We start from the raw sequence: 8005 nt of genomic DNA, 5'->3' as shown, positions 1-8005 counted from the left end.
GAGCAGGCGCCGGCGCGGGAGCCGGTGCCGGCGGCGAAGCCATCGCCAGCCCAGGCGGCGGCGGAGCGGGCGGAGGCGGCGCCGCAGCGACGGCCGCGTGATGCGCCAGAGCCCCGATGCCCAGACCGCCGATCACCCCGGCCGGAGCCAGCACGGTCGTGGCGGCCAGCGCCGGTAGCAGCGCCGGCAGCAGCACCGTCTGGGCGATCAGGTAGTGGAGCGCCTGAATGGTGTTGCCGATCGTCGAAGTGACGATCTCCACCATTGCCAACGGCACGACCAGGGCCAGGCCCTGCGGATTGAACAGGGCCGTGTACATCATCGCGAGCAGGTCGTCGATGATGACGATGCTGGTGAATGCGAAGTAGGAACCCGGGTCCAGCGGCACCGAGAAGATGTACGCCAGGCTCCCCGGGTTGAAGAAGCTCAGCGGGTTGCCGGACCAGGCCAGCCACGACCCGGGCACCCCGGGCGGCGGCAGCAACGACGATCCGGCCTGCAGGCTGGCGAAGAATTTCGCGAGCGGGTCCGCCAGACCAGTGAAGCCGATCTTGGTGAAGAACTCCTGCCATTCAACATAAGCCGGGTACTGGCTGACGTCGGGATAGGGCGGATGCGGGACCAGGCTTTCGAGCCACTTGGCGAAGTCGAGAAACCACTGCGGTGGCTCCGGCGCGGTGTCCGCCGCGCTGCCGGGTGTCTTGAGCACCGCGGGCGCCGGTTCGGTCTGAGCCGCCGCGGCGGTCGCCACCGCCGCGCCGGCCACCGCCTCGTAGGTGGTCATCACGGCGGCGGCCTGTACCCACATCCGCGTGTAGTCGGCCTCGTTGAGTGCGATCGGAATCGTGTTGACGCCGAAGAAGTTTGTGCCCACCAGCACCGCGTGGGTGACATGGTTGGCGACCAACTCGGCCATGGTCGGCATCGCCGCCAACGCGGCGGTGTAACCCGCGGCCGCGGTTTCCTGTTGAGCCGCCGTGGCGGCACTGTTGGTGACGGCGCGCAGCAACCAGGCCAGATACGGCGCGTTGGCGGTCACGAACGCTTCGGCGGACGGCCCCTGCCACGCCCCGGCCTGCACCGCACCCAGCACCGCCGTCAATTCGTCGGCGACCGCAGCGTATTCAGTGCTCAGCGCGCTCCACGCGGCGGCCGATGCCAGCAAGGGACCGGCCCCGGGACCGGCCGACAGTGACGTTGAATGTACTTCTGGCGGTAAGGCCATCCAGATCGGCGCGGTCATCGCACACCACCGGATGCCACCCGAAAAGGGCGCAACATGGGGGTTCGTCAGCTCTCTCGGGGTACACCGCCCCAGGTCGCAGGATGCGACGATGTGAGTGTCCTGACTCTCGGATCAACGCTCGCCTCGCCTTCCAGCTCCATCAGAGCCGTGGCAGTTGAGGGTCGCTCCCCGATCACAGTGGCGGGACCGTGCCGGATTCACACCGGCTTCCTGCACCATCGTTGCCGTACCGGTGAATTATCGCACGCGGCGATGCGTCACGAACGGAAAGCGCAACTACACGCTGGCGCGGCCGAGGCCGCGCACCGCTTCGGCGACCGCATCGGCCAGCCGGGCGATGTCGGCGGAAGCCAACTCGGCGATGGTGATCCGCAGGCCGGGGGTGCCCCGAATCCGGAACCGCGCCCCCGGGGCCGCCGCCCAGCCCGCCGCGAACAACGCCGTCATCGCCATCGCCTCGTCGGAGACCGGGATCCACACGTTGAGCCCGGAACGGCCGTGCGCGATCACGCCCCGGTCGGCCAGCGCCGTGCACAGCCCGACGCGGGCCGCGCGATAGGCGGATTCGGCGTCGGCCACCCGCCGCGTCGCCGCGTCGTCGCACCACAGTTCGACGGCCAGGTTCTGCAGCAGGTGACTGACCCAGCCCGGCCCCAGCCGCTGACGACCCTGCACCCGTTCGACGGTGCGCTGGTCACCGGCCAGCACCGCCAGCCGCAGATCCGGGCCATACGCCTTGGCCGCCGACCGAATGAACGCCCAGTTCCGGGTCACGCCCGCCAGCGGGTGCAGCGGTACCCCAGCGATCGCCGCACCGTGGTCATCTTCGACCAGCAGCACCTCCGAATCGTCCAGCAGCGCTCGCAGGGCCTCCGCGCGCTCCGCGGAAACCGCTGCACCGGTGGGATTTTGAGCGCGGCTGGTCACCATCACAGCGCGCACCCCGCGTTGCAGCGCGCGGGCCAGATCGGCAGGCAGTGGACCGTCGTCGTCCACCCCGACCGGCTCCGGGGTGAGACCGAGCGCGCCGAGTAGGTCGAGCAGGTTGGGCCACCCCGGGTCTTCGACGGCGACCCGGTCGCCTGGACGCAGGTGGGCGCTAAGCACCCGCTCGATTCCGTCCAGCGCGCCGGAAGTGACCGCCAGGTGGTCGGCCGGGACGCCGTCGGCGACCAGTTCGGCAGTGGCGTGCTCGGCCAGCGCCGGCGCGATCGGGGGATGCCCGTACAGCACGACCGGCCCGGGCCGCGCCGGCGCAGCGGCGATGACGGGCAGCAGGCAGGTGGTGCCGGTGGCGGAGCCGGCGCAGGCATGGCCGCCGGTGCGGGAGCCGGGGCCGGCGCGGGCGCCGGCGGTGTGGGAGCGACCGTCAAGCCGGCGAACGGCGGGGGCACGATCGGGGCCAGCGGGACCGGAACGGCGTGCAGCGCGGCCAGGCCGGACAACCCCGCCAGTCCGGCCAATGGTGCCGCGGCCAGTGGCGCCAGCGCGGCAGTCAGCATGGGCAGCACTACCGGAATCAACACCAGAGCCTGCTCCAGCAGCGTCTTGAGCAGCGCGACCACGTCGGTGATGATCGTGCCGACCGCTTCCACGGCGCCGAACATCAGCGTGAAGGCAATGGTGCTGGGGTTACCGGAGGCGAACGCCGCGGCGATATCGGCGCCGATGAACGCGAATGTCTGCGACAGGTAGGCGGCGAAGGACCCGAAGTCCATCGGATAGCCGATCGCGAACGCGAGGTTGTAGGGACTCAGGAAGCTCAGCGGGTTACCCAGGACCGGTAGCCAGGGGTCGAACCCACTGAACAGCGCCTGGAAGAAGGGGTTGCTCCCCAGCTCGTTGATCATCGGCTGCAGCACATTGTTGTAGAAGTCGATGTAGCCGCTGTTCTGCAGCCATTCCATGATCTCGTTCTGCCGATCCGGCGGGAGCTGGGGCTGGCTGGCGTCCGCGGACCGCGCTTTGGCGATCTGCGGCGCCGCGGTCGTTTGCGGGCTCGAGGCCACCGCGGTGCCCGCGACGGCCTGGTAGGTGGCCATCACCGTGGCGGCCTGAAACCACATCCGGCCGTAGTCGGCCTCATTGAGCGTGATCGGGATGGTGTTGACACCGAAGAAGTTGGTGGCCACCAACACCGCGTGGGTGGTGTGGTTGGCCGCGAGCTCAGCCAGCGTCGGCATCGCCGCCAGTGCGGTGGTGTAGGCGGTGGCCGCGGCCTGCTGGGCGGTGGCGGTGCGGGCACTGCCGATGCCGGCCTGGATCAGCCAGGCCAGATAGGGCAGATTCGCCGCCACATACGCTTCGGCGCTCGGACCCTGCCACGCCCCGGCCTGCACCGCGCCCAGCAGCGCCGTCAACTCATCGGCGACCGCGCCGTATTCGGTGCTCAGCGTGCTCCAGGCAGCCGCCGATGCCAGCAGTGGACCGGCCCCCGGGCCGGCCGACAACAACGTGGAATGGACTTCCGGAGGTGACGCGATCCAGATCGGCGCGGTCACTATCGCCAGCTCTCTCGGGGTGCTCCGCCCCAAACCGAGGGTGCGACGACGTCAGTGTCTGACTCTCGGGGTGAGTTCACTCCCCGATGACAGTGGCGGGACCGCTCCGGAGTCGCACCGGATTCCTAACATCGCCATCGCCTTACCAGCGCATTGTCGCACGCCGGGTGCCCTGACCATCGCCGACTGGGAAATCCACGACAACGCCGCCGGCGGGTCCGTCGGCCAATTCCCACTCGGCGCCGGCCGCGGCGGCACGGGGCCGCCCGACCTCAGTCCGTGGCGTCGATCGCGGCGTTCAGCGTCGGGCTGGGCCGCATCACCGCCGAGGTCTGGTCGTGGTCCGGCGCGTAGTAGCCGCCGATGTCCACCGCCTTGCCCTGCACCACGTTCAGCTCATTGAGGATGACGTCCTCGTTCTTGGCCAGCGTGTTCGCCAGCCCCGCGAAATGCTTGGCCAGTTCGGCGTCCTCGGTCTGCGCCGCGAGCTCCTGCGCCCAGTACTTGGCCAGGTAGAACTGGCTGCCGCGGTTGTCGAGCTCGCCGGTCTTGCGTGACGGGCTCTTGTTGTCGTCCAGCAGCTTGCCGATCGCCGAGTCCAGCGTCGCGCCCAGGATCTTGGCGTGGGCATTGCCGGTCTTGGCACCCAGGTCATCGAAGCTCGCGCCCAGGGCCAGGAACTCACCGAGCGAGTCCCAGCGCAGGTGGTTCTCCTCCACCAGCTGCTTGACGTGCTTGGGGGCCGAGCCACCCGCGCCTGTCTCGTACATGCCGCCGCCGGCCATCAGCGGCACGATCGACAGCATCTTGGCGCTGGTGCCCAACTCCAGGATCGGGAACAGGTCGGTGAGGTAGTCGCGCAGGATGTTGCCGGTAGCGGCGATGGTGTCCTGGCCGCGAATCAGCCGCTCGCACGTGTATCGCATGGCCCACACCTGCGGCATGATCTGGATCTCCAGGCCTTCGGTGTCGTAGTCCAACAGGTAGGCCTTGACCTTCTTGCGCAGCTCCGCCTCGTGCGGACGCTCGGTGTCCAGCCAGAACACCACCGTCATGCCCGACGCCCGTGCCCGCTGGACGGCCAGCTTCACCCAGTCCTGGATGGCGGCGTCGGTGACCGTGCACAGCCGCCAGATGTCGCCGGCTTCCACCTTCTGGGTCAGCAGCACTTCACCGGTGGCCAGGTCCACGATGTCGGCGACGCCGGCCTCGGGGACCTCGAATGTCTTGTCGTGGCTGCCGTACTCCTCGGCCTTCTGCGCCATCAGCCCGACGTTGGGGACGGTGCCCATGGTGGCCGGGTCGAACTGGCCGTGGGTCTTGCAGAAGTTGATCATCTCCTGGTAGATCCGGGCGAAAGTGGACTCGGGGTTGACGGCCTTGGTGTCCTTCTGCCGTCCGTCGGCGCCGTACATCTTGCCGCCGGCCCGGATCATCGCCGGCATCGAGGCGTCCACGATGACATCCGAGGGTGAGTGGAAGTTGGTGATGCCGTTGGCCGAGTCCACCATCGCCAGCTCCGGGCGGTGCTCGTGGCAGGCGTGCATGTCCTCGATGATCTCCTCACGCTGGGAGGCCGGCAAGGTCTCGATCTTGTTGTAGAGGTCGACCAGACCGTTGTTGACGTTGACGCCCAAGTCGTCGAAGAGCTTGTGGTGCTTGGCGAATGCGTCCTTGTAGAACACCTTGATGGCGTGGCCGAACACGATCGGGTGGCTGACCTTCATCATGGTCGCCTTGACGTGCAGGGAGAACATCACGCCGGTCTTGCGGGCGTCCTCCATCTGCTCCTCGTAGAACTCGCGCAGCGCCGTCACGCTCATGAACATCGAGTCGATGACCGTGCCGTCCAGCAGCGACACCTTCTCCTTGAGCACAATCGTCTTGCCGCTCTTGGTCGTCAGCTGCATCTTGACGTCGCGGTCACGGTCCAGCGTCATCGACTTCTCACCGTGGTAGAAGTCGCCGTGCTTCATGGTCGCCACGTGAGTGCGCGAGGCCTGTGACCACTCGCCCATGCTGTGCGGGTGCTTGCGCGCGTACTCCTTGACCGCCTTGGGCGCACGACGGTCCGAATTACCTTCCCGCAGTACCGGGTTCACCGCACTGCCCAGGCACTTGGCGTAGCGGTCGTGAACGTCGCGCTCCTGCTCAGACTTGGGGTCCTCGGGGTAGTCCGGCAGCTTGAAGCCCTTGCCCTGCAGCTCCTTGATCGCGGAAACCAGCTGCGGCACCGAGGCGCTGATGTTGGGCAGCTTGATGATCGTGGTGTCCGACAGCTGGGTCAGCCGGCCGAGTTCGGCCAGGTTGTCCGGCACCCGCTGCTCGTCGGTCAGGCAGTCCGGGAAGGCGGCCAGGATGCGGGCCGCAAGAGAGATGTCACTGGCTTGGACGTCGATACCCGCGGGCCCGGTGAAGGCCTGCACGATCGGCAGGAACGAGTACGTCGCCAACAGCGGCGCCTCGTCAGTCAGCGTGTAGATGATGGTCGGCTGGTCGGCGCACATGGCTGTTCTCCCGGCGTCAGGTTTTGGGTGTTCGATTGTTCCGCGTTGTACACGGCGGCATCAGTATCGCGTACCGCGCCGCGGCGTTCACCGCCGGTGAGCAGGTGGCGACACCTCTATGGGATGCGATAGGCTGCTTGACGGTCATGAGTGCCAGCGCGAAGCCCCGGCTTGCTGGCCGGCAACCCTCCAACCGCGGTGGGGTGCCCCGGGTGATGACCGGGTTGAGTAGCCACAAGCGGCTACGCGGCAAGCGCGGGTCCGCCACAACGGGCCCCCCGAGTAGACAGGGGAACCTGATGCGTGCCTCCTTGCGCCCGCTCACCCGTTGCTGTTGTCGCTGAACCCACGCCTAATCCGCAACGTCACCCAGCGACAACACACCTCGAGGAAACCATTCAGCAATGACCGCCGAGAACAACATCGACCCAAGTTCGCACTGGTCGTTCGAGACCAAGCAGGTCCACGCCGGGCAGGCTCCCGACGCGGCCACCAATGCCCGCGCACTACCGATCTACCAGACCACCTCCTACACGTTCGACAACACCGATCACGCGGCCAGGCTGTTCGGCCTGGAGGAGCCGGGCAACATCTACACCCGGATCATGAACCCGACCAATGACGTCGTCGAACAGCGGATCGCCGCACTCGAAGGCGGGGTCGCGGCGCTGCTGCTGGCCTCCGGATCCGCTGCGGCGACCTTCGCGATCCTCAATCTCGCCGGCGCCGGTGATCACATCGTTTCCAGCCCGCGGCTCTACGGCGGCACCTACAACCTGTTCCACTACTCGCTGGCCAAGCTGGGCATCGAGACCACCTTCGTCGAGGACCCCGATGACCTGGAGTCCTGGCGCGCAGCGGTGCGGCCGAACACCAAGGCCTTCTTCGCCGAGACCATCTCCAACCCGAAGATCGATGTGCTCGACATCCCGGGTGTCGCGGCGGTGGCCCACGAGAACGGCGTGCCGCTGATCGTCGACAACACCGTTGCCACCCCCTACCTGATCCAGCCGCTGGCCCACGGTGCCGACATCGTGGTGCACTCGGCCACCAAGTACTTGGGCGGGCACGGCTCGGCGATCGCGGGCGTCATCGTCGACGGCGGAAACTTCGACTGGACGCAGGGCCGCCACCCCGGCTTCACCACTCCCGACCCGAGCTACCACGGGGTGGTCTTCGCCGACCTGGGCGCACCCGCGTTCGCGCTGAAGGCCCGCGTGCAGCTGCTGCGCGACCTGGGTTCAGCGGTCTCACCGTTCAACGCCTTTCTGATCGCCCAGGGCTTGGAGACGTTGAGTCTGCGAGTGGAGCGTCACGTGGCCAACGCCCAGCGGGTCGCGGAGTTCCTGGAGGCCCGCGCGGACGTGCTGAGCGTCAACTACGCCGGTCTGGCCAGCTCGCCGTGGCACGCCCGGGCGCAGCAGCTGGCACCCAAGGGTGTCGGCGGTGTGCTCTCGTTCGAGCTCGCGGGCGGCATCGAGGCCGGCAAGGCGTTCGTCGACGCACTGCAGCTGCACAGTCACGTCGCCAATATCGGTGACGTGCGCTCGCTGGTGATCCACCCGGCGTCCACGACCCACGCTCAGCTCAGCGCCGAAGAGCAGCTGGCCAGCGGTGTCACTCCCGGCCTGGTTCGGCTGGCGGTCGGCATCGAGGGCATCGCAGACATCCTGGCGGACCTGGAACTCGGCTTCGCCGCGGCCTCGGCACAGCTCGGCGACACGCCGGCGCTGGCGGCCCGTTGAGGCGGT

4 protein-coding genes, 1 pseudogene and 3 riboswitches are annotated in these 8005 nt (G+C 68.0%); of the genes and pseudogenes, 1 reads left to right on the top strand and 4 read right to left on the bottom strand.

The features are described 5' to 3' along the window. The 4 genes and pseudogenes from BN4346_RS48855 to BN4346_RS30705 all read right to left on the bottom strand — a co-directional run. Nucleotides 1-1243 (bottom strand): PPE family protein (locus tag BN4346_RS48855; RefSeq protein WP_067970327.1); only part of this gene is annotated, 1243 nt, incomplete at its 3' end. Nucleotides 1244-1340: 97 nt separating this feature from the next. Continuing rightward, a riboswitch (cobalamin riboswitch) is annotated at nucleotides 1341-1457 on the bottom strand. Nucleotides 1458-1522: 65 nt separating this feature from the next. After that, a complete protein-coding gene (locus BN4346_RS30715; RefSeq protein WP_327344116.1) occupies nucleotides 1523-2479 on the bottom strand; it encodes an aminotransferase class I/II-fold pyridoxal phosphate-dependent enzyme in 957 nt (318 codons plus the stop codon). An 11-nt stretch (nucleotides 2480-2490) separates the two neighbouring features. Beyond that, a pseudogene (locus BN4346_RS49690) lies at nucleotides 2491-3747 on the bottom strand (PPE family protein); the annotation flags it as partial. Nucleotides 3748-3779: 32 nt separating this feature from the next. Next, nucleotides 3780-3918: riboswitch (cobalamin riboswitch) on the bottom strand. A 101-nt stretch (nucleotides 3919-4019) separates the two neighbouring features. Beyond that, a complete protein-coding gene (locus BN4346_RS30705) occupies nucleotides 4020-6254 on the bottom strand; it encodes an NADP-dependent isocitrate dehydrogenase (RefSeq protein WP_067970324.1) in 2235 nt (744 codons plus the stop codon). A gap of 142 nt (nucleotides 6255-6396) precedes the next feature. Beyond that, nucleotides 6397-6516, top strand: a riboswitch (SAM riboswitch). A 142-nt stretch (nucleotides 6517-6658) separates the two neighbouring features. On the opposite strand from BN4346_RS30705, the gene BN4346_RS30700 reads away from it, so the two are divergent. Then, nucleotides 6659-7999, top strand: coding sequence for a bifunctional o-acetylhomoserine/o-acetylserine sulfhydrylase (locus BN4346_RS30700; RefSeq protein ID WP_067970321.1), 1341 nt, complete (start codon nucleotides 6659-6661; stop codon nucleotides 7997-7999). The last annotated feature ends 6 nt before the right edge of the window (nucleotides 8000-8005 follow it).

Source organism: Mycolicibacter icosiumassiliensis, from assembly GCF_900078685.2.
GTDB lineage: Bacteria > Actinomycetota > Actinomycetes > Mycobacteriales > Mycobacteriaceae > Mycobacterium > Mycobacterium icosiumassiliensis.
Note: the sequence above shows the minus strand (reverse complement) of the source record. Positions and strands in the feature narration are given on the sequence as shown.